Here is a 25,265-nt window from a genome sequence, read left to right as displayed (position 1 = left end):
TGATGTTGGGCACGCTCACGGTCAGCCTCAACAACAGCTCGCTCAATCCGGCGCTGCCGGCGTTCATGGAGGCGTTTGCCATCGGTCCGCTGATGGCGACCTGGATCGTTGCGGGCTTCATGACCGCCATGGGCATGACCATGCCGCTGACCAGCTTCCTGAGCCAGCGCCTGGGCCGCAAGCGCTTGTACCTGTGGGGCGTGGCGTTGTTCATCGGCGGTTCGCTGATGGGCGCCGTCGCTGACTCGATCGCGCTGGTGATCGCGGCGCGAGTGGTTCAGGGGATCGCCAGCGGGCTGATGATCCCGTTGTCCCTGGCGATCATTTTTTCGGTGTATGCCAAGGATGAGCGGGGGCGGGTGACGGGACTGTGGAGTGCCGTGGTCATGCTCGCCCCGGCAGTGGGGCCGCTGTGCGGAAGTCTGCTGCTGGAGTGGTTCAGTTGGCGCTCGCTGTTCCTGATGAACGTACCCATCGGGTTGCTGGCGCTGATCCTCGGCTTGGGTGTATTGCCGGCCTCCGAACCGCCGGAGCGCAAGCGGTTCGATTTCGCCGGGTATCTGCTGATCGCCTCGGGCATTGGCTTGCTGATGGTCGCCACCAGTCGCCTGCACCACGCCGACGGCCTGCTGGATCCGCTCAACCTGGCGATGCTGACGGCGGGCGTGCTGTGTCTGATCGCCTTCGTGCGCGTTGAGCTGAGCCGTTCGGAGCCGCTGCTCAACCTGCGGATCTTCAACCTGCGCGGCTACCGCCTGAGCGTGATCATTGCCGTGGTGCAATCGGTGGGCATGTTCGAGTGCCTGGTGCTGGTGCCGCTGCTGGTGCAGATGGTGCTGGGCTACAGCGCGATCTGGACCGGGTTGGCGTTGCTGTGTACCGCCGGGTTCGCCAGCCTGTTCGGCCAGATGGGCGGCAAGCTGCTCGACCGGCACGGGCCTCGGGCCGTGGTGTCGGTGGGCATGCTGCTGACCGGTGCGTCGACCCTGGCCCTGGGCATGCTCACGTCCCAGGCCACCATCACCACGGTGTTCGTTTTGATGATGGTGCGCGGTGCCGGGCTGGGGCTGTCCTACATGCCGGTGACCACCGCCGGGCTCAATGCCTTGCCGGAGCCGATGGTCACCCAGGGCGCGGCGATGAACAACATTTCCCGGCGCCTGGTGTCCTCGCTGGCCATCGTCATCGCTTCGCTCTGGCTGGAAATGCGCCTGGGGGCCGAAGTCGGTTCCGCACTGCAAACCTCGGGCGCCATCAGCGAAGTATTCATCGCCACCGGCGTGCTGATCCTGCTGGCCTTGCCCTGTGCCTGGCGCTTCCCCGTGCCGGAACGGGCGGCCGAAGCGCCGTCCGTGGCCCTCGAACAACGTTAATTGATAAGGAATTCCCATGACGATTTTTGAACAAGCCCCACAGTCCACCGCTCCAGGCGCCTGGCTGGCGGACACCGATGCCGCTGTCCGGGTCAAAGTCCAACAGCGGGTGGTCGGTCAACTGCTGCAAACCCTGCTGTACGAAGACGTGCTGGCGTACCAGTGCGAGCCGCTTGCGAACGGTCGGTATCGTTTCATCGTGCAAGGCACCGATGCCGCGCAACAACCGGTGCAATACCTCTGCAACGGCTTGCGCAGCAGCAGTTTCGAGCTGATCCGCCTGGATCACGCCAGCCTTGAGCGAGTCGACGCCACGGGACAATCCCGGGCGCCGGACCTGCACCAGGCCCTGGCCGAACTGCTCGGCGAGTTCGAGGGCAGCGCTCACCTGCCGCGCTTCATCCAGGAACTGGAGCAGACCCAGCTCAAGGATCTGCAATCGCGCAGCCAGGGCTACCGTGCGCCGCGTGCAGCCCATCGGCTGGACATGGACGCGCTGGAACAGCACTTCATGGACGCCCACAGCTACCACCCGTGCTACAAGTCGCGGATCGGTTTCACCCTGCATGACAACACCCGCTTTGGGCCGGAGTTCGCCACGCCCATCGCCATCGTCTGGCTGGCCGTGGCCAAATCCTGCGGGGCGATGAACCATTCCAGCAAGATGGATTTCGACGCGTTCATCCGCCAGGAAGCGGGGGAGACGCGCCTGCAACAGCTGGCCGCGACCGTCGAAAGCCGTGGTCAATCGCCGGATGATTTCTGGCTGACTCCGGTCCATCCGTGGCAGTGGGAAAACACCATTGTCCCGACGTTCTACCCTGAACTGCTCCGTGGCGAGCTGATCTACCTGGGCACCTCGCAGGATCAGTACAAGGCCCAGCAATCGATCCGCACCCTGGCCAACGCCAGCGCTCCCGAGCGCCCGTATGTGAAGCTGGCGATGAGCATGACCAACACCTCCAGCACGCGTATTCTGGCGCGGCACACGGTGATGAACGGCCCGATCATCACCGACTGGCTGCAACAACTGATCGCCACCGACAGCACTGCCCGCGCCCTGGACTTCGTCATCCTCGGCGAGGTGGCCGGGGTCAGCTTCAGCTACGACCACCTGCCGGCCTCCCGTGCGCCTCAAGCCTACGGCACCCTCGGCGCCATCTGGCGGGAAAGCATTCACGGCTATCTCAAGGCCGATGAACAAGCGGTGCCGTTCAATGGCCTGAGCCACGTGGAAAACCGCTACGGCCAGGGCGAGCAGTTGCCGTTCATCGATGCCTGGATTGCCCAGTACGGTTTGCAGGCCTGGACTCAGCGGCTGCTGGAAGTCACGGTGCCGCCGATCATCCACATGCTCTACGCCGAAGGCATCGGCATGGAGTCCCACGGCCAGAACATCGTGCTGATTACCCGGGACGGTTGGCCGCAACGCATCGCCCTCAAGGACTTCCATGATGGCGTGCGGTACTCCCCGGCGCACCTGGCGCGGCCGCAGCTGTGCCCGACCCTGGTGCCGTTGCCCGCCAGCCATGCAAAGCTGAACCGCAACTCATTCATCATTACCGATGACGTCAATGCGGTGCGGGATTTCTCCTGTGACTGTTTCTTCTTCATCTGCCTGGCGGAAATGGCGATCTTCCTGCGCCAGCACTATCAGCTCGATGAAACCCGCTTCTGGCAGATGACTGCCGACGTCATCACCGCTTACCAGGCTGCGCACCCGCAACACCGCGAGCGCTTCGGGCTGTTCGACGTGTTCGCACCGTCCTATGAAGTGGAAGAACTGACCAAGCGTCGCCTGCTGGGTGACGGCGAGCGGCGCTTCAAGTCGGTGCCCAATCCGCTGCACGCCTTCCGGCCGCAGACATGCTGAGAACCAATCAACTCAAGCTCAAGCTCGGCGCGGGGCAGGCCGCCTACGGCCTGATCAGTTCGATTCCGTCGGCCATGGCGATCGAGCTGATCGCCGAGGCAGGCTATGACTTCGTGATCATCGACATGGAGCACGTGCTGATCAACCCGGAAACCGTGGAGCACATGATCCGCATCGCCGAAGCCTACGCCATTACGCCCTTGGTACGGGTCGCGGACCTGAATCCGAAAACCCTGCTGCGCCTGCTCGACGGCGGCGCCCAGGGCATCGTGTTGCCGATGATCGAAAGCCCGGAGCAACTGGCCGATGCGATTGCCGCGTGCAAGTACCACCCGTTGGGGCGGCGCAGCCTGAATGCCGGGCGCCCCGGTTCGTTTGGCAAACACAGCCTTGCCGAGTACGTGGGACTGGCCAACGAGCAGGTCATGGTGGTGGCGATGATCGAAAGCGCCGAAGGCGTACGGCGTGCAGCGGACATCGCAGCGGTGCCCGGCCTGGACATGATCCTCGAAGGCGCGGCGGACCTGTCCCAGTCCCTCGGCACGCCCTGGCAGATCAACACGCCGCCGGTGCAACAGGCACTGCTGGACACCTGGCAGGCCGCCCGCGAGGCTGGCATTCCGTACTGCGCCATTCCCCGTCAACCCGACGACCACGCCCGCTGGCGTGCCCGAGGGGTGAACACCTTTGTACTGGGCGACGAGCGCGGCATCGCGTTCCGCGCCCTCCAGGGCCGCTTGGCCACACTTTCTTCACAAGGACATGAATCAAGATGACTAGCCTGACCTCACAAGCCCTGGCCCAAGCCGCCGATATCGTCATGCAGGACCTGGTGGACTGCCTGTTGGCCGAACACTTCTTCGGCAGCGAGACATTGTCCCTGGTCAGCATCGGCGCCTGGCAGCAGGCCCATCCGAAAGCCCCGGTGCTCGCCGGGTTGACCGCGCAGCAACGCATCTGGGATTGGTGCTACGACCCGACCGAGCAGCGCTTCATCAGCATTGCCCTGCGTGCGGGCATCACCCAACAGTGGGAAAAAGTGCCGGGCACACCGGTGCTGGCGCGCCAGGAGGAGCAATGGACCGTGCTCGCGCCGGAGGACTTCATCAAGCGGGTGTTCGCCTCGATGGCCGAGCGCTTCAAGGACAACGATAAAGGCCTGGCGCTGTTTCTCGATGTGCTGCACACCAGCGTGAAGCAGACGGCGTTGTCCCTGTCCCACGCGGTCGATGAGCGTGAACTGCTGGCCCAGGATCCGGCGACGTTCTTCCGCACCATGGAGCAGTGGGCCTCGCTGCGCGATCGTCCCTATCACCCGTTAGCAAAAGCCAAGCAAGGGCTCGACGATGAGGAGTACCTGCGTTACCAGGCCGAATTCGCTCGCCCGGTGGCCTTGAACTGGGTCGCGGTGGACCGCACGCTTCTGCAATGCGGTGAAGGCGTGGGGGACCTGGCGCAGTGTTATCCGGCACGCTATTTGTTGCCTGAACCTCTGCAGGCCCGGCTCGCCGGGGAAATGCAGGCCCACGGCCTGGCCGACAGCCACATCGCCTTGCCGGTCCATCCGTGGCAGTGGGAACACGTACTCGATAAACAGTTGGGTGAGGCATTCGCCAAGGGCGATTGCCGGCGCCTGAGCTTCAATGAGGGCGATTTCTTCGCCACCTCGTCGCTGCGCTCCATGACGCCGTGCTTCGACAGCGCCGATTACCTCAAGCTGCCGATGGCCATCCATTCCCTGGGTGCGTCGCGCTACCTGCCGGCAGTGAAAATGATCAACGGCGGCCTGAGTGAAGCCTTGCTCCACGAGGTGCTGGACAAAGACGCGACCCTGCGCCAGTCGCTGCACCTGTGCGACGAGGGCAAGTGGTGGGCGTTCATGCCACCCGAGGCCACGCTGTTCGACGAGGCGCCACGGCACCTGTCGGCCATGGTCCGCGGGTACCCGAGCGCGCTGCTCAACGACGCCGACACCCGCCTGCTGCCGATGGCCGCCCTGGGCACGCCGCTGCTGGGCAGCAACCGTCACTTCTTCGATGACTGGATGCAGTACCGCAACCTGCCGGCCGACGCCGAGTCGGTCATGACCCTGTTCCGCGAACTGGCCCGCAGCTTCTTCGACATCAACCTGCGCATGTTCCGCCTCGGCATGCTGGGGGAAGTCCACGGCCAGAACGCGGTGCTGGTGTGGAAGGACGGCCATGCCGAAGGCCTGCTGCTGCGCGACCACGACTCGCTGCGGATCTTCGTGCCGTGGCTGGAGCGCAACGGCATGGCAGACCCGGTGTACCGGATCAAGAAAGGCCACGCCAACACGCTGTATCACGAGCGTCCGGAAGACCTGCTGTTCTGGCTGCAGACCCTGGGCATCCAGGTCAACATGCGCGCGATCATGGACACCCTGGCGCAGGTCTATTCGATGCCGGTGAGCGGTTTGTGGCAGACCCTGCGGGACGTGCTGGACGAATTGATCGAGACCATCGACTTCGACGCCGAGGCCCGGGCGATGATCAAGGCGCAACTGTTCGAAGCGCCGAACTGGCCGCAGAAGCTGTTGCTCACGCCGATGATCGAACGGGCCGGTGGGCCGGGCAGCATGCCGTTCGGCAAGGGCGAGGTGGTCAACCCGTTCCGCCGGCTGTCGCTGGAGGCCTGAAGGCATGGCGGTCACTCGCGTGCTGGGGGTTGAGCCGGCATTCGCCGACGGGGCCTGCCGGTTCACGGCCGGCGAATGGGCGGTGCTCAGCGGCCCCTTGCGGCTGAAACCGGCAGGGGAGCGCGATTCGTCGCGTTCCCTGGCGGCCCATGAACTGTTGAATGGCGGCGTGTGCCTGCGGCTGCTGGACGAGTTGACGCCGATTCTCGGCTCGCCGTCCCGGGCAATCACCGCCTCGCTGTTGAGCAAGCGGATTTCGTTCCTCACCACCAACGCCTGTCTGTATGCGCTGTCGGCGTGTGACAAGGGGCTGCCGATGTCCCTGGACAACTGCATCATCGAATACGCTCACGACGAGGGCCTCTGGACCTCGTCGATGCCGCTGCTGGACCTCGAGCCGCAGGCCTATGCCGCCGGTGGCCGAGAGGCCTGGCGCGAAAGACTGGTCGGCAGCCTGTTCGCCGGGCTGCTCAAGCCTTTGTGGGACCTGTTCGCCCAGGTCAGCGGCATCTCCCGGCGCATCCTCTGGGAAAACACCGCGGTGCGGGTCTATTCGCTGTATGAAAAACGCATGGACAGCCTGCAGGATCCGTCCATGCGCCAGCGCATCGATGCTGACTTTGACTGGTTGCTGAACCAGGCCGATCCCGGGTTGTTCGGCCTGGATTACAACCCGCTGCGGCATTTTCGCCGCGCGCCCATGCCCCTTGCCAACGGCGGTTGCCGTCGGCTGCGGCGGACCTGCTGTTTCTATTACCAGGCCAGCAACCCGGTCGAATACTGTTCGGCCTGCCCGTTGCTGCGAAAGAGAACACGACATGAATGATTCAATCGCACCAGCGGACGTCACTGATTCGCTGCTGGCACAGTACCGGGGTATCGCTTCGTCCACCCTGGGGCATTTCACCGACAGCGGTTACCTGCGGGGCATCCGCCCGCTGTTCGATAACCTGCGCATGCTCGGCAAGGTGGTCACGGTCAGGCTGTTCACGCCTGACGGTAGTGTCTTGCGCGAAGCCTTGCTGCTGAGCGAGCCAGGAGATGTGCTGGTGGTGGAATGCGTGGGGGATCCCGATTGTGCCTGCTGGGGAGAGCTGCGCACCCTGGCCGGGCTGATCAAAGGCCTGGCCGGTGTCGTGGTGTGCGGCGCGGTGACCGACGTGGCTGCCTTGCGGACCCATCGCCTGCCGGTGTTCAGTCGCGGTGTCAGCGCTTTCACCACCCGCAGCCTTGGGCTTGGCGGCGAAGTCAATCAGCCGATCCGGGTGTCGGGTGTCACCGTGCATCCGGGTGATATTGCCATTGGTGATGACGACGGTGTATTCATCCTCGGGGTGCGACAGGCCAGCGATCTGCTGCCCAAGCTGCTGGCGAAAGAGCAGGCGGATCAGCTTAAGAGAGCCGAGTTCCTGCAACGGATCCAGCGCTGAACGTCAGGCGTCGCGAAACAGGTCGTGAGCATCCAGCAGGCGCCAGGCGATTTCCGGACGTCTTTCCAGGCCGCGGCGAATGGCGGCCGGGATCGACTGGCGAATCTTGCGACAGAGGCCGGGTTGCGCCTGGAACTCGATGGCGATACCGCGCATGGTCCGGACTTCGTTGTAGCCCGGCTCGATGGTCAGGCGGATGCCCAGGTTTTCGTAGAGCCGCTGCTGCAACCGTTCAAGTTCGGCCAGGTCCTGGATGTTTTCCAGCCGTTCGAGCAGGCGCTTTTCTTCCTGGCGATTCAGGCAAAGGATGCGCAGGTCGCTGCCCGCCGTTTCCAGCAAGGCATCACGCCCGCAATCGCAGACGCCAGGCGGGCAGGGGGGACGGATCGGAATCGACGCGGTCATGAGCTCCACAGGTCTGGGGTACGACGAAGCCGCCCTTGAGTCCGTCGGCGGCCCAGGCAATGTGATGCCTGGCGATAGTGGGGTCAACCCTGTCATATGGCCGTCGGTCTGTCACCTGGCATGGCCCGCTCGTCTGCTTATCCGTCGATCCGATCAAATTTTTCCAGGCAGGCACCCTCAAGAAAGACAGGCACGTTGCGGTCCGCTCCGTCATCGCTATGACGACGGCCCTCGTGACAAGCATAAGGAGAGTCCGATCGATGCAAGCGAACCTGTCTACATTACCGTTGCTGGAAGAATTGCTGATGGCCCGCGGACCGGGCGGGCAGGAAGACGAAGTCCGGCAAATCTGCCTACGGGAGCTGGAGCCCCATTGCGACAAGACCTGGGGCGACCCGGCCGGCAACGTGATCGGGCTGATCCAGGGAGCGGCCAGCGGTAGCGCCACCCAAGCACCGGTCCGGGTCATGGCGCATCTGGATGAAATCGCCATGCTGGTCAAACGCGTCGAACCCGATGGCACGTTGCGGGTGGTGGCCTTGGGGGGCGCCAACCCGATCAACTTTGGCGTGTGCCCCGTGGACATCCTCGGCGACCGGGATTTCATTCCTGGCGTCTTGTCGTTCGGGTCGATGCACTGCACGGCGCAAACCCATCAGGGCGCGGATGTCCTGTCCGGGAATGTGCATTGGGAGGACGTCCATGTGATTACCCGCTGTTCACGGGAACAATTGCACAAGCATGGCGTGCGCCCCGGTACGCGGGTGGTGTTGAGCCAGCACTGGCGCCGACCGTTTCGGGTGGGCGACGCCATTGCCGCACACTTTCTCGACGACCGTGCACCGATGGTCGCGACCCTGCAGGCCGCCGCACTGTTGGCCGAGCGCCGGGCGGAACTGGCCGGTGAGGTGTATTTCGTGTTCACCACCCAGGAAGAAGAATCCAATGCCGGGGCGCTGTATGCCGCAGCTCACCTGCCGGGCGAGGTGACCGTTGCCGTCGAGGTCGGGCCGGTGGTGCAGGAGTATGGAACCCGGTTGAGCGTCAACCCGATCATCAACACGGGAGATGAAAAAGGCTGCTACAGCCGCAAGGTCGTCGACCAGCTCTACCGCGCCGGCAAAAGCATCGACCTGGAGCCGCAATTCGCACTGCTGGTGGACTTCGCCAGTGATGCCAGTGCGGTCATGGGCAGCGGGGTGTCGGCCATGGGAGGCTGCATCGCGATACCCACCGAGAACACCCATGGGTTCGAGCTGATCCTGGAGGGCAGCATTGAAGCCTGCGCGGGGACATTGCTGGAGTTCCTGCTCAATCGGGCCGAGGGTGAGTAGCGCTAAAGCCCCTGTGATCGCTGACCCCCTGTGGGAGCGAGCCTGCTCGCGATGACGGCGGCACATTCAACACTGAAGCAAGCAAGTCCACCGCTATCGCGAGCAGGCTCCCACATTGGGGCCAAGGTGCTGGCAGAAGCTGTGTCCACCATCGACCCCCTGTGGGAGCGAGCCTGCTCGCGATGACGGCGGCACATTCAACACTGAAGCAAGCAAGTCCACCGCTATCGCGAGCAGGCTCCCACATTGGGGCCAAGGTGCTGGCAGAAGCTGTGTCCACCATCGACCCCCTGTGGGAGCGAGCCTGCTCGCGATGGCGGCGGCACATTCAACACTGAAGCAAGCAGGTCCACCGCTATCGCGAGCAGGCTCGCTCCCACATTGGGTCAAGGGCTTGGCGGGTGGTGTGTCTACAACCCCAACTCGGACAACCCAGGATGATCATCCGGCCGGCGCCCCAGCGGCCAATGGTATTTGCGTTCGCTTTCCTTGATCGGCAGGTCGTTGATGCAGGCGTAGCGGTTGGACATCAGGCCTTGTTCGTCGAATTCCCAGTTCTCATTGCCGTAGGAGCGGAACCAGTTGCCCGAATCATCGTGCCATTCATAGGCATAGCGCACGGCGATGCGGTTGTCGGTGAACGCCCAGAGTTCCTTGATCAGCCGGTAATCCAGCTCCTTGGCCCATTTGCGGGTCAGGAACGCCTTGGCTTCTTCGCGGTTATGGACGAACTCGGCGCGGTTGCGCCATTGGGTGTCCAGGGTATAGGCCAGGGACACTCGCTGTGGGTCACGGGAGTTCCAGCCATCTTCGGCCAGGCGAACTTTTTCGATAGCCGTTTCACGGGTGAAAGGCGGCAAGGGTGGGCGAACTTCAGCAGGGGACGACATGGCAATTCTCCAGCGAGTGATGAATTAAGTTTCACGACGTTCAACGGGGCAGGCGTTTTACTTCTTTTCAACCAACAACACATTCAACATGTCCTGGGCATGGTCGGCGGCACTGTGATCACCCATGATCAGTGCGACGGTAATGGCACCCTCGATCAGGATCAGTAACTGCCGGGCCAGGGCATCGGGATTTTCGACCCCTTGTTCAGTGCACAACCGGGTGACGTAATCGAGCAGCTTCTGTTTATGCAATTTCGCCAATTGGCGGACCGGGTCCTGTGGGTCTCCGGTTTCACCACTGGTGTTGATGAACGCACAGCCGCGAAAGCCGTCGCTGTCAAACCAGCCCTTGAGCACGGTGAACAGGTGATAGAGCCGGGCGGCCGGGGTAGGGGCTTTGTCGACCTCGGTGCTGAACCAGTGCATCCAGCGCTCGTCCCGGCGCTTGAGGGCGGCCAGGATCAGGTCGTCCTTGTTGGCGAAATAGCGGTAGACGCTTTTCCTGGAGACGCCGGCGGTTTTCACCAGCAGATCCATGCCGGTGGCTGCAATGCCACTTTTATAGATCAGCTTTTCGGCGACATCGAGGATGATGTCTCGGGTGTCGTTGCTTATGATTTCGTTCATGGCGTGAACAGTAGAACGATCGTTCTCCTTGGTCAAATGTTTTTCCTGTAACTGCACTTTCGGGTGCTCAGCTTCCTGGCGATGGTGTCCCCGGCATCGTCATCGCCAACAAGCTGTACTCCCACAGAGTCCCAAACCCATCCGCCATGGTGTAAGCTCAGCGGCTCTTCGGAATCGACCTTTTGCGAGCCCTATGCCGTCGCTTTTCAAACGCTCCCTGCTGCCCAAGCTGCGCAGCTTTGCACTGACCGCTGACGCCGTGACCATCCTCGATGGCGCCGCCGAGTTCCGCCGTTGCCTGCTGGAGAAAATCGCCCAGGCCACCCAGCGCATCTATATCGTCGCCCTGTATCTGCAACAGGACGAAGCCGGCCAGGAAATCCTCGATGCCTTGCATGCCGCCAAAGCGGCGCGTCCGGAACTGGATGTGGTCGTGGTGGTGGACTGGCTGCGGGCCCAGCGCGGGCTGATCGGCGCCAAGAAGCAGCCGGGCAACTCGGCGTGGTACCAGGAGCAGACGCGCCTCCACGCCAGCGAAGTGCCGATCTACGGGGTGCCGGTGCAGACCCGCGAGCTGTTCGGCGTGCTGCACCTCAAAGGCTTCGTGATCGACGACTGTGTGCTCTACAGCGGCGCAAGCCTGAACAACGTCTACCTGCACAAGTTCGACAAGTATCGTTACGACCGCTATCACCTGCTGCAGAACACCGCGTTGGCCGATTCGATGCATCACCTGGTGCAACACGGGCTGGTCACCTCCAAGGCCGTGCATCGCCTGGACCTGCCGAACCTGCCCAGCACCCGCAGTTTGCGCAAGGACATTGGCGACCTGCGCAGCCGGCTCAAGTACGCGGCCTATGACACCACGGCCGGTAGCCTCGACAAGACTGGCCTGTCGGTGAGCCCGTTGCTGGGCGTCGGCAAGAACAACCCGCTGAGCCGGGCGATCGGCGAACTGATCGCCAGCAGCCGCCGGCAACTGACCATTTGCACGCCGTACTTCAACCTGCCCCTGGCGGTGACCCGGGAGCTCAACCGCGCCCTGGCCCGTGGGGTCAGGATCGATATCATCGTCGGCGACAAGACCGCCAACGACTTCTTCATCCCGCCGAGCGAACCGTTCAAGATCATCGCGGCGCTGCCTTACCTGTATGAAATCAGCCTGCGTCGCTTCGCCAAGCGGCATCAGCGCTACATCGACAGCGGCCAGTTGAACCTGCACTTGTGGCGTGACGGCGACAACAGCTATCACCTCAAGGGCATGTGGGTGGACGAGCGCTACACCTTGCTGACCGGCAACAACCTCAACCCGCGGGCTTTCCGCCTGGACCTGGAGAACGCCCTGCTGCTGGACGACCCCAAGGGTGAGTTGCTGGAACCCCGCCAGGCCGAGCTCGAGCAGATCTACCGGCACACCCGCCGGATCGAACGCTACCTGGACCTGGAAGCGCTGCCGGACTACCCGGCGGCGGTGGCCAAGTTCCTGAAGCGGGTCAGTCGGGTGCGCATCGAGCGGCTGCTTTACCGGATCCTGTGAACACCGGTGCCATGGCCGAAAAAGACACCATCTCCATCCAGTTGGTGCGTGAGGCGCTGCTGCAAAGCTGCGCCCCAGGCCCGGCAACCGATGAGGTGTTGAGCAAGGTCGGCATCGACCCCGCGTGGTTCGACAACCCCGAGGCGCGGGTGCCGGCGGCGGCCTATGCGCGGCTGTGGCGCTTGCTCGCAAGACGCCTGGACGATGAGTTTTTCGGCATGGACCCGCGCAAGCTCAAGTCCGGCAGCCTGGCCTTCCTGTGCCAGTGCGCCATGGCCCAGCCAACGCTGGCGGCCGGGCTGACGGCGGGGCTGGGGTTCCTGTCGCTGATGCTTGAACAGTTACCGGCCCAGTGGGTCCGCCAGCAGAGCCTGGCAGAGATCGTCCTGCTGGAAGACGATCAGGCACCACGGCGGGCCTTTACCTACTTCACCTATTGGATGATCGTCCATGGCGTGGCCTGCTGGCTGGCAGGACGGCGCATTCCCATCCTGTCCGTCGAACTGCGCTGCGCGGCGCCGGATTTCTGCGACGACTACCGGGTGATGTTCTCCCAGAACCTGCGCTTCGACCGGCCGCGCACCCGGATGATCTTCGCCGCCGAGCACCTGGACCTGCCCATCCGCCGCAGTGCCGAGGAACTCAAGCGTTTCCTCGCCCGGGCACCGGCCAATATCCTGGTCAAATACCGCGACCCGCAAAGCCTTGCCAGCCGGATCCGCCAGGACCTGCGCCAGTTGCCTGCCGAACAATGGCCGGAAACCGAAGCCCTGGCCCAGCGGTTGTGTGTGTCGGCGTCGACCCTGCGCCGGCGCCTGGCGGAGGAAGGGCAGACCTACCAGGGGCTCAAGGACAGCGTGCGCAAGGAGCTGGCCATCACCTGGCTCGCCGAACCCTCCATCAGCTTCGTCGAGATCGCGTCGCGCCTGGGCTTTGCCGATGCCAGCTCGTTCTACAAGGCGTTCCGCAAGTGGTCCGGGTCCAATCCGGGGCATTATCGCAGCCTGATTCTCAACGATCCCAACTGAGCACAACGGCGGTGATGAGATTGATCCACGTTGGACGATGTAGGAGCTGCCGAGTGCAACGAGGCTGCGATCTTGCCCCAGACAATTGAGTCGCGAGCGAAAGGTCAAAATCAAAAGATCGCAGGCTTCGCCAGCTCCTACAATAAGCGCCGTTAGCGGTTTGCCTCCTCACAAATCTGTCATTTCTCTTTGATATAAGCCTTCAGGTACAGAAAAACAGGCCATCAGACAGAGTAGTGTATGGAAGTGACCGTTGTGGGTAGCCATTGTGTCAGTTTGCGGGCGGTGTCCTGCGGTGTGTTGGCTGGCTCTGCGCCAGGGCTGACGCGATGAGGATATTGGTCACCGGCGCCGCCGGTTTCATCGGTTTCCATACCGTCAAGCGCTTATGCAGCGATGGCCACCAGGTGATTGGCGTCGATAACCTCAACAGCTACTACAGCGTCGAGTTGAAACAGGCCCGGCTTGCACAGTTGGACGGGTACTCCAACTTTCAGTTCCAGTGGCTCGACGTGGCCGACAAGCAGGCGCTGCAGGATCTGTTTGCCGAACACGCTTTCAAACACGTCGTTCATCTCGCCGCCCAGGCGGGTGTGCGTTATTCCATCGACCATCCGGACACCTATGCCCAGAGCAATCTGGTGGGATTCCTCAACATCCTCGAAGCCTGCCGTGCCCATGAGCCGGCGCACCTGATCTATGCATCGAGCAGCTCGGTGTATGGGTTGAACGACCATCTGCCGTATGCCACGACCGACCCGGTCGATCGGCCCATGTCGTTCTATGCCGCGACCAAGCGGGCCAACGAGTTGATGGCGCATTCCTACGCCCATCTCTACGGCATCCCCACCACCGGCCTGCGCTTTTTTACCGTGTATGGGCCGTGGGGCCGACCCGACATGGCGCTGTTCAAGTTCACTGACGCCATCTTGAACGGCCGCGCCATCGATGTGTACAACGACGGCGCGATGTCTCGGGATTTCACCTACATCGACGACATCGTCGAAGGCCTGGTGCGTTTGATACCACGCCCGCCTACCGATGAGCGCGGCGCGCCGAACAAGGTCTACAACATTGGACGTGGTTCGCCGGTGCAGCTTCTGCACTTTGTCGAATGCATCGAAGAAGCGACAGGCATCCGCGCCATCAAGAACCTCTTGCCGTTGCAGTCAGGCGACGTGGTCAACACCTGGGCGGATACCCGTGACCTGGAAGAACGGGTGGATTTTCGTCCGCAGGTTCCGGTGTCCAGCGGCGTACGGTCGTTTGTCGATTGGTACCGCGACTATTACCGCGTTTAAGCGCGCAATCTCGAATGTCTATAGGAACGTCATGCACGAAAGCCCTTATGTATCGGTCTTGATCCCGGCGAAGAACGAAGCAGGCAACCTCATTCCATTGTTGGAGGAGGTGCGTGCAGCACTGGTCAACGAGGCCTTTGAAGTGATCGTGGTGGACGATGGCAGCACCGATGCCACCGCGGCCGAACTGCGCACACTGCAAGGCCAGGGTTACCCTCAATTGCGGGTGCTCAGCCATGCCCGTTCCCTGGGGCAGAGTACTTCCATTCACCACGCCGCTGTGGTCGCACGTGGGCACTGGTTGGCGACCCTGGACGGCGATGGCCAGAACGACCCGGCCGATTTGCCGAAAATGCTCGAGCTGGTGCGCGGTTCGGAGGGCAAACCCGCGGGCGTCAAGCTGGTGGCGGGGCATCGGGTGAACCGTCGGGACACGGCGAGCAAGCGCTGGGCTTCGCGATTTGCCAACAAGCTGCGGGCCAGTCTGCTGAAAGACCAGACCCCGGACACCGGTTGCGGCATCAAACTGATCGAGCGCGAGGCGTTTCTGCGCTTGCCATACTTCGATCACATGCACCGCTTCATCCCGGCCCTGATCCGCCGTCACAATGGTCGGATGCTGGTTCAGCCGGTCAACCACCGTGAGCGTGGGGCAGGGGTGTCCAACTATGGAAACCTGGACCGTGCCCTGGTGGGCATCGTCGATCTGTTGGGGGTGTGGTGGTTGATAAAACGCACCCGCCTGGACGTCAACGCACAAGAAAGCGAGGCCTGACATGGGCAGGGAATCGATGTGGCTGGCCGTGGGTTTCATGGGCCAGTTGGTCTTTACCGGGCGCTTTGCCCTGCAGTGGCTCTACAGTGAATACAAGAAGCGCAGCATGATCCCGGTGGGGTTCTGGTACCTGAGCATTGCCGGCAGTGCGTTGCTGCTGGCGTACGCCATTTATCGTGAAGACCCGGTCTTCATCCTCGGCCAGTCCTTCGGCTTCATCGTGTACCTGCGCAACCTGCAATTGATCGCCAGGCAGCATGAACACAAAGGCCTCGAGCTGGACAAAAGGGGCTGAAACGGTGCGGATACGATTGTCTTCCCCTCGGCTGGAATTGCTGGGTTTTGCGCTACTGGCGTTGGTCATGGTGGGGGCCGGGCTCGGCTGGCGGCAACCGCTGAATGTCGATGAAGAACGCTTCCTCGGTGTCGCCCTGGAAATGCTCCAGAACGGCTCATGGTTCATTCCCCATCGAGCCGGGGAAATCTACGCGGACAAGCCACCCCTGTTCATGTGGACCGTGGCGCTGTTCGTGCAACTGACCCAACTGCCAAAAGTCGCCCTGTACTTGCCTGCGCTGTTGGCCGGCAGCGTGACCACGGCTTGCTTGTATGACCTGGGCCGGCGCTTGTGGGGGCGGCGTATCGGTGTGATTGCCGCGCTGCTGTTCCTGGCGACCTACCAGACCTACAGCATCCTGCGCACCGGGCAGATCGATGGTTTTCTCGCGCTCTGGACCATCCTTGGCATCTATGGCCTGTGCCGGCACCTGCTGCTCGGCCCGGACTGGCGCTGGTACTACGTGGCTTGCGCGGCGATGGGGTTTGGCGTCATCAGCAAGGGGGTGGGTTTTCTGCCGGTGTTGATGCTGATTCCATATGCCTATGCGGTGCGCAAGGGTTGGAAAGGCGTGACGCCGATGCCCGGTAAAGCCGGCGCCTGGTGGCTGGGGCTGCTGGTGGCGCTGGCTGCCATTGCAGTGTGGCTGGGCCCGCTGTTGTTGATCGTGGCGCAAGGCAGCGCCGACAGCCTGGCCTATACCCAGGAAATCCTGTTCAAGCAAACGGCGGGGCGCTATGCCAATGCGTGGGAGCATCGCGAACCCTTCTGGTACTTCTTCGTCCAGGTGATTCCGAAGTACTGGTTACCGATTTTCTTCATGCTGCCCTGGCTGGTGCCGGCCTGGCGCAGGCAATTGCTCAAGCACGATGGTCGGGTGCTGGTATTGCTCGGCTGGGTGGTGCTGGTGTTGCTGTTCTTCAGCCTGAGCAGCGGCAAGCGCAAGCTGTATATCTTTCCGGCATTGCCTGGGTTGATTCTGCTGGTGGCACCGCTGGTTCCGTGGATGTTGCGCCGCTGGTTCAGCCGGCGTCCGCGGGGCAGGACGGTGTTCGCGGTGCTGACGGTGGTGTGGCTGTGCGCCTGGTTCGTGCGTGGCTTCATCGAGCCCCACAAGGAGGGCGTCAACCCCCACGAAACCCTCATGGCTGACGTGGCGCGATTGAGCAACAACGCCGAGCTGGTGCTGGTCGGTTGGCGTGAGGGGCACTGGTTGTTCGCCCGGCAACCCATCGTGCATTTCGGCTTTTATGGCAAGCAGTCCCTGGAACAGTCCGCGCTCTGGCTTCGCAGTCACCCGCAGGCCTATGCGCTGGTGCCTGCGCGGGATCTGGCGCGTTGTTACAACCCGCAAAAGGCCCATAGTGTCGGTGAAACTTCCAGGGCCGAGTGGTTCCTGGTGGGGGCCGATGCGGATAACCAGCGCTGCCAGCCTCCGGCGCCTGGGAAGGTCTATTCATTCGCTTGGAAACAGCCTTTGTAGCGACTGGGAAATTGCTATCGCGAGCAGGCTCGCTCCCACAAGGGTTTTGCGTCCAACACAAATCCCCTGTGGGAGCGAGCCTGCTCGCGATAGGGTCACAACTGGCAACCCATCCCCCAAACCATGGCCAAACCAGTCAAGCAACTTGAGGGCTTTGACCATTGCCGCCTGACCCCGTCGGCGCGAGTATTCCCCTGTTCACGGTTCCCCCAACCAATAAAAAGTACAGAGGGATTTTGGTCATGCGCGATTACTCGTCCGCCACATCGCAGTTCGATTACCAGCACACCGTCAATGCCGCACTGCACGGTTCGCTCGAGGCGCTGAACGCCTGCGTCGAATGTTGCGACCAGCATGCGTTGCCGGGGCGCATCGCGTTGTTCTGGGAGGGCCGTGACGGCAGCGACGCGACCTGGACCTACCGTGACCTGCAGGACCACGCCGCGCGTTTCGCCAATTTCCTGCTGACCCAGGGCGTGGGCAAGGGCGACAAGGTTGCCGGCCTGCTGCCTCGCACTGCGGAGCTGCTGATCGTGGTGCTCGCCACCTGGCGCATCGGGGCGGTGTATCAGCCGTTGTTCACTGCGTTCGGCCCCAAGGCCATCGAGCACCGTCTCGGTGGATCTGGCGCACGCATCGTCGTCACCGACGCAGTCAATCGGCCCAAGCTCAACGAAGTGACCGGTTGTCCCACCGTGGTCACCGTCGGCGGCGAAAAAGGCCGGGGGATCGTTCGGGGCGACTACAGTTTCTGGGCTGAAGTGGCGAACCATTCCAATCAATGCGAACCGGTGATGCTCACCGGCGAGGACCCCTTCCTGCTGATGTTCACCTCCGGCACCACCGGGCCGGCCAAGGCGTTGTCCATACCGCTCAAGGCCATCGTCGCCTTCCAGAGCTACACCCGGGACGCCGTGGACCTGAGGCCCGAAGACGCGTTCTGGAATCTTGCCGATCCGGGCTGGGCCTACGGCGTCTACTTCGGCGTGACTGGCCCGTTGGCGATGGGACATCCCATCACGTTCTACGATGGTCCGTTTACCCTGGAAAGCACCTGCCGGGTCATCAACAAGTACGGCATCACCAACCTCACGGGTTCGCCCACGGCTTATCGCCTGCTGATTGCCGGCGGCGAGCAGTTCGCCCGGTCGATCAAGGGCCGGCTGCGCATCGTCAGCAGTGCCGGCGAGCCGCTGAACCCGGAAGTGATCCGCTGGTTCGCCGATAACCTGGACGTGGTGATCCATGACCATTACGGCCAGACCGAACTGGGCATGGTGCTGTGCAACCACCATGGGCTGACGCATCCGGTGCACCTGGGCGCGGCCGGTTTCGCCTCGCCAGGCCACCGGATCGTGGTGCTGGATGAAAACCATCAGGAACTGGGCGTCGGCCAGCCGGGGATTCTCGCCGTCGACCGTAGCCAGTCACCCATGTGCTGGTTCGCCGGCTACCAGGGCGGGCCGACCAAATCCTTCGTCGGCAATTATTACCTGAGCGGTGACACCGTTGAGCTGAACCCGGACGGCAGCATCAGTTTCGTCGGCCGCAGTGACGACGTGATCACCACCTCGGGCTATCGCGTCGGTCCCTTCGACGTGGAAAGCGCCCTGATTGAACACCCGGCGGTGGTCGAAGCGGCGGTGATCGGCAAACCCGACCCGGAGCGGACCGAACTGGTGAAGGCCTTCGTCGTGCTCAGCGCCCAGTACCGCGCCGCGCCGGAGCTGGCCGAAGAGTTGCGCCAACATGTGCGCAAGCGCCTCGCCGCCCATGCCTATCCCCGTGAAATCGAATTTGTCAGCGACTTGCCGAAAACCCCAAGCGGCAAAGTACAGCGCTTTATCTTGCGCAACCAGGAAGTCGCCAAAGCCCAAGAAGCGGCGGCGCAGAACGTTTCAGCTTGAATCCAAGGAAACCATGATGCAGATCGACAACAAGATTTTCCTCGTCAGCGGCGGTGCGTCCGGCCTCGGTGCGGCCACTGGCGAGCTGCTGGTCAAGGCCGGCGCCAAGGTGATGCTGGTGGACCTCAATGCCGAAGCCGTGGCCGCCCAGGCACAGAAGCTCGGCTGCCAGAGCGTAGTGGCGGACATCAGCAACGAGGCGGCGGCCGAAGCGGCGGTCAAGGCTACGGTCGAGGCCTTCGGTGGCCTCAATGGCCTGGTGAACTGCGCCGGCATCGTGCGTGGCGAGAAGATCCTCGGCAAGAACGGTCCCCATGGGCTCGCCAGTTTCAGCCAGGTGATCAACGTCAACCTGATCGGCAGTTTCAATCTGCTGCGCCTGGCCGCTGCGGCCATTGCCGAAACCGAGGCCGATGCCGACGGCGAGCGCGGCGTGATCATCAACACCGCGTCGGTGGCAGCGTTCGACGGGCAGATCGGCCAAGCGGCCTATGCGGCGTCCAAGGGCGCGATCGCCAGCCTGACCCTGCCGGCCGCCCGGGAACTGGCGCGTTTCGGGATCCGCGTGATGACCATCGCGCCAGGTATTTTCGAAACGCCGATGATGGCCGGCATGACCCCGGAGGTCCGCGATTCCCTGGCCGCCGGCGTACCGTTCCCGCCGCGCCTGGGCAAACCGGCCGAGTACGCGGCGCTGGTCAGGCATATCATTGAGAACAGCATGCTCAACGGCGAGGTGATCCGTCTCGACGGTGCCTTGCGTATGGCCGCCAAATAGGAAGGGAACAGTCATGTCCAACGATCCGATTGTCATCGTCAGCGCCGTCCGCACCCCCATGGGCGGTTTCCAGGGCGAACTCAAGAGCCTCAGTGCCCCGCAACTGGGCGCCGCCGCGATCAAGGCCGCCGTGGAGCGCGCCGGTATTGCCCCGAATTCCGTAGAAGAAGTGCTGTTCGGCTGCGTGCTCGCCGCCGGCCAGGGCCAGGCCCCGGCGCGGCAAGCGGCGCTGGGGGCCGGGCTCGACAAGTCGACCCGCTGCACCACCCTGAACAAGATGTGCGGCTCGGGCATGGAAGCGGCGATTCTCGCCCATGACATGCTCGTTGCCGGCAGCGCCGAGGTGGTGGTGGCCGGCGGCATGGAAAGCATGTCCAACGCCCCGTATCTGCTCGATCGCGCCCGCAGCGGCTTGCGCATGGGCCACGGCAAGGTCCTGGACCACATGTTCCTCGACGGCCTGGAAGATGCCTACGACAGGGGTCGCCTGATGGGCACCTTCGCCGAGGATTGCGCCGAAGCCAACGGTTTCAGCCGTGAAGCCCAGGACGCCTTCGCCATTGCCTCCACCACCCGCGCCCAGCAGGCGATCAAGGACGGCAGTTTCGATGCCGAGATCGTGCCGCTGCAGGTCATGGTCGGCAAGGAACAGGTCACGGTGAGCCATGACGAACAGCCGCCCAAGGCGCGGATCGACAAGATCGCGTCCCTCAAGCCGGCGTTCCGCGAGGGCGGTACGGTGACGGCGGCCAACGCCAGCTCGATTTCCGATGGCGCCGCGGCGCTGGTGCTGATGCGCCAGAGCCAGGCCACCCAGCGGGGTTTGAAGCCCCTGGCGGTGATTCACGGCCACGCGGCGTTTGCCGATACCCCGAGCCTGTTCCCTACCGCACCGATTGGCGCGGTGAAGAAGCTGATGCAAAAGACCGGCTGGGCGCTGGACGAAGTCGATCTGTTCGAAGTCAACGAAGCGTTTGCCGTGGTAGGGCTGGTGACCATGGGCAAGTTGGAGATTCCCCACGACAAGGTCAACATCCACGGCGGCGCCTGTGCGCTGGGCCATCCGATTGGTGCATCGGGGGCGCGGATCCTGGTGACGCTGCTCTCCGCCCTGCGCCAGAAAGGCCTCAAGCGCGGTGTCGCGGCGATTTGCATCGGCGGCGGTGAAGCCACGGCCATGGCCGTTGAATGCCTGTATTAAGGAACCATCATGCTCCCGACTGAAGAACAGACACAGATCAGCGACGTGGCCCGGCAGTTTGCCCAGGAACGCTTGAAACCGTTCGCTGCCGAGTGGGACCGCGAGCACCGCTTCCCCAGGGAAGCCATCGCTGAGATGGCCGAGCTGGGTTTCTTCGGCATGCTCGTGCCGGAGCAGTGGGGCGGTTGCGACACCGGCTATCTGACCTATGCCATGGCCCTGGAAGAAATCGCCGCCGGCGACGGGGCGTGCTCGACCATCATGAGCGTGCACAACTCGGTGGGCTGCGTGCCGATCCTCAAGTTTGGCAGCGATGAGCAGAAGGCCCGGTTCCTCACGCCCCTGGCCAGCGGTGCGATGCTCGGCGCCTTCGCCCTGACCGAGCCCCAGGCTGGTTCCGACGCCAGCAGCCTCAAGACCCGGGCGCGACTGGACGGTGATCATTACGTGCTCAACGGTAGCAAGCAGTTCATCACCTCGGGGCAGAACGCCGGGGTGGTGATCGTGTTCGCGGTGACCGATCCGGGTGCGGGCAAGCGTGGCATCAGCGCGTTCATCGTGCCCACCGACTCACCGGGCTACAGCGTGGCACGGGTCGAGGACAAACTCGGCCAGCATGCTTCCGACACCTGCCAGATTCTGTTCGAGGATGTGAAGGTGCCGGTCGCCAATCGACTGGGGGAGGAGGGTGAAGGCTACAGGATCGCCCTGGCGAACCTGGAAGGCGGACGGGTCGGCATCGCCGCGCAATCGGTCGGCATGGCGCGGGCGGCTTTCGAGGCGGCCCGGGACTATGCCCGCGAACGCCAGAGCTTCGGCAAGCCGATCATCGAGCACCAGGCCGTGGCGTTCCGCCTGGCGGACATGGCGACCCAGATCGCCGTAGCGCGGCAGATGGTGCATTACGCCGCCGCGCTGCGGGATAACGGTCAGCCTGCATTGGTGGAGGCGTCCATGGCCAAGTTGTTCGCCTCGGAAATGGCCGAAAAAGTCTGCTCCATGGCATTGCAAACCCTGGGCGGATACGGTTATCTCAACGACTTCCCGCTGGAGCGCATCTACCGCGACGTGCGGGTCTGCCAGATCTACGAAGGCACCAGCGACATTCAGCGCATGGTCATTTCGCGCAATCTTTGAACAGGAGTCCTGCATGAGCTACGAAACGATTTTGTTGGAAATCAAGGACCGTGTCGGCCTGATCACCCTCAACCGTCCTCAGGCGTTGAACGCCTTGAACGCGCAGATCGTCAGCGAGTTGAACCACGCGCTGGACAGCCTGGAAGCGGACCCGAAGATCGGCTGCATCGTGCTGACCGGCTCGAAGAAAGCCTTCGCCGCCGGGGCCGATATCAAGGAAATGGCCGAGCTGACCTATCCGCAGATCTACCTCGACGACCTGTTCAGCGACAGCGACCGCGTGGCCAACCGCCGCAAGCCGATCATCGCGGCGGTGAACGGCTTCGCCCTGGGTGGCGGCTGTGAGCTGGCCTTGATGTGCGACTTCATCCTGGCCGGCGACAACGCCAAGTTCGGCCAGCCGGAAATCAACCTCGGCGTGCTGCCGGGCATGGGCGGCACCCAACGGCTGACCCGGGCGGTGGGCAAGGCCAAGGCCATGGAAATGTGCCTGACCGGGCGTTTCATCGATGCGGTGGAAGCGGAACGCTGCGGCATCGTGGCGCGGATCGTACCGGCCGATGAGTTGCTGGACGACGCCCTGAAGACCGCGGCGCTGATTGCTTCCAAGTCGGTGCCGATCAGCATGATGGTCAAGGAAAGCGTCAACCGTGCGTTTGAAGTGAGCCTGTCTGAGGGGGTGCGTTTCGAACGGCGCGTGTTCCATGCGGCGTTCGCGACCCAGGATCAGAAAGAAGGCATGGCGGCCTTCGTGGCCAAGCGGCCGGCGGAGTTCCAGGACAAGTAAGCGGCGCCCTCACTGACGCCATCGCGAGCAGGCTCGCTCCCACATGGGATCCGGGGTGAACGCAGCATCTGCATACACCCCCAAACCCTGTGGGAGCGAGCCTGCTCGCGAAGGCGTCGGCACTGTCAACATCCTCGCAAGCTGACCCACCGCCATCGCGAGCAGGCTCGCTCCCACAAGGGTTCCAGGGAGATCACAGAATCTGTGGTTGCCAGCACAACCTGTGGGAGCGAGCCTGCTCGCGATGACGGCAGCACAGTCAACATCTCTGTAACTGATCCACCGTTATCGCGAGCAAGCTCGCTCCCACAGGGGCCCGCCCTGCGCTAGAAGTAATACGGAAACTTGAGGCTGAAGCTGAAGTCCGGTGCATCGTCGGTCAGCCCGATGGACAGGTTGGGCACGATGGTCAGGTTGTCGGAAGCGGCGATGGTCATGCCGATGTTGAAGTAGCCGGCATTGGCGTCACTGGACACCACCGACTCCCAATCCCCGCCATCCTGCTTGAGCTTGCTTTTCTTCTGGATCAGGTCGGATACCGAGAACGACATGCTCATCTTCTCGTTCAAGGCAAAGGCAACGCCAGCGCCGATCTGGAAGCTGTCGCCGATCCGCACCTTGCCCGGGACCTTCTGGTTGACGGTGGAGCTGATGTCGTCGAACGATTCTTCGAAGTTATGGGTGTAGGCCAGGGTGCCGAACAGCACGGCCGGGTCGAAGGTCTTGACCAGGGAGAGTCCGGGGGTGATCGACCAGACGCCGTTGCCGGTGGGCAGATCGTCAGGTACGAACAGGTTGGTGTTGCTCTGGGACTGGCGCAGTTTGATACCGAATGGATCCTTGCCGGTTGGGGCCTTGACGCGCAGGGTCACCACCGCATCGGGAGTGTTGACCGATTCGTCCATGAACTTGTAGGCAATGCCGAAATTGACATCGCCGATGGTAGGGTCGCGGGTAACGGTTTCTTCGCTGGTGACCCCGGCCGCCCCGTTGTTGGCGCCGCCGGATTGGTACGTGGATTCGCGGTAGACCACCGGCACATTGAGGTCGAACTGCCAGCGATTGTCGAAGTTGTAGCGCCCGGTGAGGTCCAGCGTCCAGGTGTCGGCCTTGATCCGGTCCAGGTTGATGTTGCCCAGGAAAATCGAATCCAGGGCCAGGAAACCGTTGAGGATCAACTGCCGGGTATCGTAGCGCGAATAGGTCACGCCGGTTTCGAAGCTGAATTTGCCGCCACCGAAGAAGCCGCTGGCTTCGTCATAGAGATTGGAGACGCTCTGGGCCGGTTGTGAGTCGTCGGCCAGGGATTGCCCGTAGCCGCTGCCGCCAGCCGTTGTCGCGCCGCTGCCGGCCACGCTCTGGTTGCCTTTCATGTCGGCCGGGGATTTGACCAGGCGCTTGGTCGGCGGAGCGGCGGGCTGGTCCTCTACCTGGCGAACCCGTTGCTCGAGTACCGCCAGGGCCTTTTGTTGGACTTCGTATCGTTGCTTGAGCTCAAGCAACTCCTGCTTCAATGCCTCAATGTCCGCATCCGGTGCTGCTTGCAGCAGGGTCGCGGGGAACAATGTGCTCAGACACATTACAGTGCGCAACGATACGGATCGATACATGAATGCCGCCCCTATTTGCCCAGTGGTCGAAAAGCAGCGTAGTTCAATACCCGAGGTTGCGCAGGCCGCGCAGTTGGGTCAGGTTGCAGTCCAGTGCCCCGGCACTGGGACCGTTGTTGTTCAGCACGACGTTGAGCTGGGTCATGTTGTTGACCAGGTTGCTGTTGCCCAGCAGGCGGGTGTTCTGCAGCAGGCCGCCCTGGGCCACTTGCTGCAGGGCGTTGCCCTGGTTGTGGCTGGCCTGGATCGCCATCTGCACGCCGCTGCCGGTCGCTGTTACCGCGACACTGCCGGCGGCGTTGCTGCCGCTGATGGTCTGGCCACTGCTCAACAGTTGGCCTTGGGAGGGCAGGAGGGCGGGGGCCTGGTTGCTTTCTTTTACGTTGATGCTGACGTTGTTGTAGGCGGTATTGCCATCGCCCGCAGCGCGTACGCTCTGGGTCACGCCCTGGCTCGTCCCAAGACCCGCACCACCGGTAATGTTGCCGCTGCCCTGTTCCGGAGCGCTGCCGTTGCCGGTCTGCTTGATGGTGGAGACGTAGAATTCGGGTTTGATGGTGGAGGCCTGGATCTGCATGGTACTGGTGGCGCCGATCAGGTCGCCGCTGGCGTTGCGCCAGGTACTGCTCATGACGATGCCGAAGCTGATGATTCGTCCGGGCATGACATAACGGCCACGCAGCTCGGCGAGCTCCTGGTCCTTGACTTCGATGGGTTTGAATCCGGCATGGGCGAAGCCCGATGCGGTCGCGGCCAGGCAGGCCAGCGACAGCCAGTGTGCAGTTTTCATGTACCG

23 protein-coding genes are annotated in these 25,265 nt (G+C 62.9%); 18 read left to right on the top strand and 5 right to left on the bottom strand.

The genetic code is table 11. The features are described 5' to 3' along the window. The first annotated feature begins 2 nt into the window (after positions 1 to 2). The 6 genes from LOY67_RS14715 to LOY67_RS14690 are packed head-to-tail and all read left to right on the top strand — an operon-like array spanning position 3 to position 7,332. Positions 3 to 1,373 (top strand): DHA2 family efflux MFS transporter permease subunit, encoded by a 1,371-nt coding sequence (locus LOY67_RS14715; RefSeq protein WP_265067770.1) that lies wholly within the window; start codon positions 3 to 5, stop codon positions 1,371 to 1,373. A gap of 16 nt (positions 1,374 to 1,389) precedes the next feature. Beyond that, entirely contained in the window at positions 1,390 to 3,246 is a 1,857-nt protein-coding gene (locus tag LOY67_RS14710) for an IucA/IucC family protein (RefSeq protein ID WP_265063180.1), read from the top strand. After that, entirely contained in the window at positions 3,240 to 4,022 is a 783-nt protein-coding gene (locus LOY67_RS14705; protein ID WP_265063179.1) for an HpcH/HpaI aldolase family protein, read from the top strand. The genes LOY67_RS14710 and LOY67_RS14705 overlap by 7 nt, the downstream gene beginning before the upstream one ends. Continuing rightward, the gene (locus LOY67_RS14700; RefSeq protein ID WP_265063178.1) at positions 4,019 to 5,902 is read left to right on the top strand and encodes an IucA/IucC family protein; all 1,884 of its coding nucleotides are present in this window, start codon (positions 4,019 to 4,021) and stop codon (positions 5,900 to 5,902) included. The genes LOY67_RS14705 and LOY67_RS14700 overlap by 4 nt, the downstream gene beginning before the upstream one ends. Before the next feature lie 4 nt (positions 5,903 to 5,906). Next, positions 5,907 to 6,728, top strand: coding sequence for an IucA/IucC family C-terminal-domain containing protein (locus LOY67_RS14695; protein ID WP_265063177.1), 822 nt, complete (start codon positions 5,907 to 5,909; stop codon positions 6,726 to 6,728). Then, the gene (locus LOY67_RS14690) at positions 6,721 to 7,332 is read left to right on the top strand and encodes an RraA family protein (protein ID WP_265063176.1); all 612 of its coding nucleotides are present in this window, start codon (positions 6,721 to 6,723) and stop codon (positions 7,330 to 7,332) included. The genes LOY67_RS14695 and LOY67_RS14690 overlap by 8 nt, the downstream gene beginning before the upstream one ends. Before the next feature lie 3 nt (positions 7,333 to 7,335). Here the strand turns inward: LOY67_RS14690 and LOY67_RS14685 are convergent, their stop codons facing one another. After that, positions 7,336 to 7,737, bottom strand: coding sequence for a hypothetical protein (locus LOY67_RS14685; protein ID WP_265063175.1), 402 nt, complete (start codon positions 7,735 to 7,737; stop codon positions 7,336 to 7,338). 260 nt (positions 7,738 to 7,997) lie between these two features. Here LOY67_RS14685 and LOY67_RS14680 point away from each other — a divergent pair, with 260 nt between their 5' ends. Continuing rightward, on the top strand, positions 7,998 to 9,071 hold the full coding sequence (locus tag LOY67_RS14680) for a M28 family peptidase (RefSeq protein ID WP_265063174.1): 1,074 nt from the start codon (positions 7,998 to 8,000) through the stop codon (positions 9,069 to 9,071). A 410-nt stretch (positions 9,072 to 9,481) separates the two neighbouring features. On the opposite strand, the gene LOY67_RS14675 is transcribed toward LOY67_RS14680, so the two are convergent. Further along, the gene (locus LOY67_RS14675) at positions 9,482 to 9,961 is read right to left on the bottom strand and encodes a nuclear transport factor 2 family protein (RefSeq protein WP_265063173.1); all 480 of its coding nucleotides are present in this window, start codon (positions 9,959 to 9,961) and stop codon (positions 9,482 to 9,484) included. Between the two features lie 57 nt (positions 9,962 to 10,018). Then, complete coding sequence (locus LOY67_RS14670) at positions 10,019 to 10,588, bottom strand: TetR/AcrR family transcriptional regulator (protein ID WP_265063172.1); 570 nt, start codon at positions 10,586 to 10,588, stop codon at positions 10,019 to 10,021. Between the two features lie 193 nt (positions 10,589 to 10,781). Between LOY67_RS14670 and pssA the strand changes: the two genes are divergently transcribed. From pssA to LOY67_RS14615, 11 genes are all read left to right on the top strand, one after another. After that, positions 10,782 to 12,125, top strand: coding sequence for a CDP-diacylglycerol--serine O-phosphatidyltransferase (gene pssA, locus LOY67_RS14665; RefSeq protein ID WP_265063171.1), 1,344 nt, complete (start codon positions 10,782 to 10,784; stop codon positions 12,123 to 12,125). A gap of 11 nt (positions 12,126 to 12,136) precedes the next feature. After that, on the top strand, positions 12,137 to 13,153 hold the full coding sequence (locus tag LOY67_RS14660; RefSeq protein WP_265063170.1) for an AraC family transcriptional regulator: 1,017 nt from the start codon (positions 12,137 to 12,139) through the stop codon (positions 13,151 to 13,153). A 329-nt stretch (positions 13,154 to 13,482) separates the two neighbouring features. Next, positions 13,483 to 14,454 carry an NAD-dependent epimerase gene (locus LOY67_RS14655; protein WP_265063169.1) on the top strand — a complete coding sequence of 324 codons (972 nt, stop codon included), beginning with the start codon at positions 13,483 to 13,485 and terminating at the stop codon, positions 14,452 to 14,454. Positions 14,455 to 14,485: 31 nt separating this feature from the next. Further along, positions 14,486 to 15,229: a glycosyltransferase family 2 protein gene (locus tag LOY67_RS14650; RefSeq protein WP_265063168.1), complete on the top strand. Its 744-nt coding sequence runs from the start codon at positions 14,486 to 14,488 to the stop codon at positions 15,227 to 15,229. Position 15,230: 1 nt separating this feature from the next. Beyond that, a complete protein-coding gene (locus tag LOY67_RS14645; RefSeq protein ID WP_265063167.1) occupies positions 15,231 to 15,524 on the top strand; it encodes a lipid-A-disaccharide synthase N-terminal domain-containing protein in 294 nt (97 codons plus the stop codon). Beyond that, positions 15,487 to 17,049, top strand: coding sequence for an ArnT family glycosyltransferase (locus tag LOY67_RS14640; RefSeq protein WP_265063166.1), 1,563 nt, complete (start codon positions 15,487 to 15,489; stop codon positions 17,047 to 17,049). The genes LOY67_RS14645 and LOY67_RS14640 overlap by 38 nt, the downstream gene beginning before the upstream one ends. A gap of 242 nt (positions 17,050 to 17,291) precedes the next feature. Beyond that, positions 17,292 to 18,956, top strand: a complete 1,665-nt coding sequence (locus tag LOY67_RS14635) for an AMP-binding protein (RefSeq protein WP_265063165.1) — start codon at positions 17,292 to 17,294, stop codon at positions 18,954 to 18,956. Positions 18,957 to 18,972: 16 nt separating this feature from the next. Next, positions 18,973 to 19,734, top strand: a complete 762-nt coding sequence (locus tag LOY67_RS14630; protein WP_265063164.1) for an SDR family NAD(P)-dependent oxidoreductase — start codon at positions 18,973 to 18,975, stop codon at positions 19,732 to 19,734. A gap of 13 nt (positions 19,735 to 19,747) precedes the next feature. Beyond that, positions 19,748 to 20,935, top strand: coding sequence for an acetyl-CoA C-acyltransferase (locus LOY67_RS14625; protein WP_265063163.1), 1,188 nt, complete (start codon positions 19,748 to 19,750; stop codon positions 20,933 to 20,935). Between the two features lie 9 nt (positions 20,936 to 20,944). Next, a complete protein-coding gene (locus LOY67_RS14620) occupies positions 20,945 to 22,072 on the top strand; it encodes an acyl-CoA dehydrogenase (protein WP_265063162.1) in 1,128 nt (375 codons plus the stop codon). Positions 22,073 to 22,085: 13 nt separating this feature from the next. Beyond that, a complete protein-coding gene (locus LOY67_RS14615; protein ID WP_024777310.1) occupies positions 22,086 to 22,859 on the top strand; it encodes an enoyl-CoA hydratase in 774 nt (257 codons plus the stop codon). A 326-nt stretch (positions 22,860 to 23,185) separates the two neighbouring features. On the opposite strand, the gene LOY67_RS14610 is transcribed toward LOY67_RS14615, so the two are convergent. Then, on the bottom strand, positions 23,186 to 24,469 hold the full coding sequence (locus LOY67_RS14610) for an autotransporter outer membrane beta-barrel domain-containing protein (protein WP_265063161.1): 1,284 nt from the start codon (positions 24,467 to 24,469) through the stop codon (positions 23,186 to 23,188). Between the two features lie 43 nt (positions 24,470 to 24,512). After that, the gene (locus LOY67_RS14605) at positions 24,513 to 25,259 is read right to left on the bottom strand and encodes a hypothetical protein (protein WP_265063160.1); all 747 of its coding nucleotides are present in this window, start codon (positions 25,257 to 25,259) and stop codon (positions 24,513 to 24,515) included. Positions 25,260 to 25,265: the final 6 nt, after the last annotated feature.

Source organism: Pseudomonas sp. B21-056 (assembly GCF_026016325.1).
In the GTDB taxonomy this organism is placed as follows: Bacteria; Pseudomonadota; Gammaproteobacteria; order Pseudomonadales; family Pseudomonadaceae; genus Aquipseudomonas.
The sequence above is the reverse complement of the archived record's forward strand: the minus strand, read 5'-3'. Positions and strand labels throughout refer to the sequence as shown.

Excerpts from the sequence above, each read along its gene's own strand:
- LOY67_RS14715 (WP_265067770.1), top strand. The coding sequence starts at position 3 with ATGTTGGGCACGCTCACGGTCAGCCTCAACAACAGCTCGCTCAATCCG.
- LOY67_RS14710 (WP_265063180.1), top strand. The coding sequence starts at position 1,390 with ATGACGATTTTTGAACAAGCCCCACAGTCCACCGCTCCAGGCGCCTGG.
- LOY67_RS14705 (WP_265063179.1), top strand. The coding sequence starts at position 3,240 with ATGCTGAGAACCAATCAACTCAAGCTCAAGCTCGGCGCGGGGCAGGCC.
- LOY67_RS14700 (WP_265063178.1), top strand. The coding sequence starts at position 4,019 with ATGACTAGCCTGACCTCACAAGCCCTGGCCCAAGCCGCCGATATCGTC.
- LOY67_RS14695 (WP_265063177.1), top strand. The coding sequence starts at position 5,907 with ATGGCGGTCACTCGCGTGCTGGGGGTTGAGCCGGCATTCGCCGACGGG.
- LOY67_RS14690 (WP_265063176.1), top strand. The coding sequence starts at position 6,721 with ATGAATGATTCAATCGCACCAGCGGACGTCACTGATTCGCTGCTGGCA.
- LOY67_RS14685 (WP_265063175.1), bottom strand. The coding sequence starts at position 7,737 with ATGACCGCGTCGATTCCGATCCGTCCCCCCTGCCCGCCTGGCGTCTGC.
- LOY67_RS14680 (WP_265063174.1), top strand. The coding sequence starts at position 7,998 with ATGCAAGCGAACCTGTCTACATTACCGTTGCTGGAAGAATTGCTGATG.
- LOY67_RS14675 (WP_265063173.1), bottom strand. The coding sequence starts at position 9,961 with ATGTCGTCCCCTGCTGAAGTTCGCCCACCCTTGCCGCCTTTCACCCGT.
- LOY67_RS14670 (WP_265063172.1), bottom strand. The coding sequence starts at position 10,588 with ATGAACGAAATCATAAGCAACGACACCCGAGACATCATCCTCGATGTC.
- pssA (WP_265063171.1), top strand. The coding sequence starts at position 10,782 with ATGCCGTCGCTTTTCAAACGCTCCCTGCTGCCCAAGCTGCGCAGCTTT.
- LOY67_RS14660 (WP_265063170.1), top strand. The coding sequence starts at position 12,137 with ATGGCCGAAAAAGACACCATCTCCATCCAGTTGGTGCGTGAGGCGCTG.
- LOY67_RS14655 (WP_265063169.1), top strand. The coding sequence starts at position 13,483 with ATGAGGATATTGGTCACCGGCGCCGCCGGTTTCATCGGTTTCCATACC.
- LOY67_RS14650 (WP_265063168.1), top strand. The coding sequence starts at position 14,486 with ATGCACGAAAGCCCTTATGTATCGGTCTTGATCCCGGCGAAGAACGAA.
- LOY67_RS14645 (WP_265063167.1), top strand. The coding sequence starts at position 15,231 with ATGGGCAGGGAATCGATGTGGCTGGCCGTGGGTTTCATGGGCCAGTTG.
- LOY67_RS14640 (WP_265063166.1), top strand. The coding sequence starts at position 15,487 with ATGAACACAAAGGCCTCGAGCTGGACAAAAGGGGCTGAAACGGTGCGG.
- LOY67_RS14635 (WP_265063165.1), top strand. The coding sequence starts at position 17,292 with ATGCGCGATTACTCGTCCGCCACATCGCAGTTCGATTACCAGCACACC.
- LOY67_RS14630 (WP_265063164.1), top strand. The coding sequence starts at position 18,973 with ATGCAGATCGACAACAAGATTTTCCTCGTCAGCGGCGGTGCGTCCGGC.
- LOY67_RS14625 (WP_265063163.1), top strand. The coding sequence starts at position 19,748 with ATGTCCAACGATCCGATTGTCATCGTCAGCGCCGTCCGCACCCCCATG.
- LOY67_RS14620 (WP_265063162.1), top strand. The coding sequence starts at position 20,945 with ATGCTCCCGACTGAAGAACAGACACAGATCAGCGACGTGGCCCGGCAG.
- LOY67_RS14615 (WP_024777310.1), top strand. The coding sequence starts at position 22,086 with ATGAGCTACGAAACGATTTTGTTGGAAATCAAGGACCGTGTCGGCCTG.
- LOY67_RS14610 (WP_265063161.1), bottom strand. The coding sequence starts at position 24,469 with ATGTATCGATCCGTATCGTTGCGCACTGTAATGTGTCTGAGCACATTG.
- LOY67_RS14605 (WP_265063160.1), bottom strand. The coding sequence starts at position 25,259 with ATGAAAACTGCACACTGGCTGTCGCTGGCCTGCCTGGCCGCGACCGCA.